This is a genomic window from Xenorhabdus entomophaga (genome assembly GCF_037996725.1).
In the GTDB taxonomy this organism is placed as follows: Bacteria; Pseudomonadota; Gammaproteobacteria; order Enterobacterales; family Enterobacteriaceae; genus Xenorhabdus; species Xenorhabdus khoisanae.
In genome coordinates this window covers 1-704 of sequence record NZ_JBBMXH010000297.1, presented here as the reverse complement: position 1 = coordinate 704, position 704 = coordinate 1, and the positions used below count along the sequence as shown (strand labels likewise).

Annotated in this window: 1 pseudogene; it reads left to right on the top strand. The window is 40.8% G+C overall.

Annotated elements, in window-relative coordinates:
- Nucleotides 1-318 (top strand): annotated as a pseudogene (locus tag AAC854_RS22865) (DNA methyltransferase); the annotation flags it as partial.
- Nucleotides 319-704: the final 386 nt, after the last annotated feature.

Genomic DNA, 704 nt, shown 5'->3' with positions numbered 1-704 from the left:
TATCACAAGAAAGTGAAGATGATTTATATCGACCCGCCCTATAACACAGGCAAGGATTTTATCTATAAAGACAGATTCAATAACAATTGGCTAAATATGATGTACCCCAGATTGAAATTGGCCAGAAATTTATTATCCGATGATGGAATTATATTCATATCGATAGATGAGCATGAGGTTATTAATTTATCCAATTTATGCAATGAAATATTTGGTGAAGATAATTTTGTTGAGCGGTTTATCTGGAAGAGTGGAAGAACCTCAGCATCAATCTTTACCCGGGAACACGAATATATCTTAGCCTACGCAAAAGACAGGCCTCAATTACCCCGTATCGTTTATCAGGGCGATGAGAGCTTGATTTCTGACCGTGCAATAAAACGGGTGAGCGTTAAAAATCCGGCGTCAGAAATAACCTTTCCTGCGGGCGTCAGATTCTTGGGTGAAGATAAAACGTTTCCCCCTGCCTTTGGTGACAAAGAAGTTGTTGAAGTGACTTCCGGTGTATTTGAATGTAAGAACGGTTCCTTAGCTAGCGAGGTCACACTAAAAGCGGGCTGGGCAATGAAGAGCCAAATCGAAAACTGGCTGTCAGGAAATGAGACTTTTGACTCTAAAGGACAGCAGGTTGTTGAGTTCTTCTTCAAGCCTAATGGTGTGCTTCAATATGTTAAAAAGCGGGGCACTGAACATCCCAAAACCAT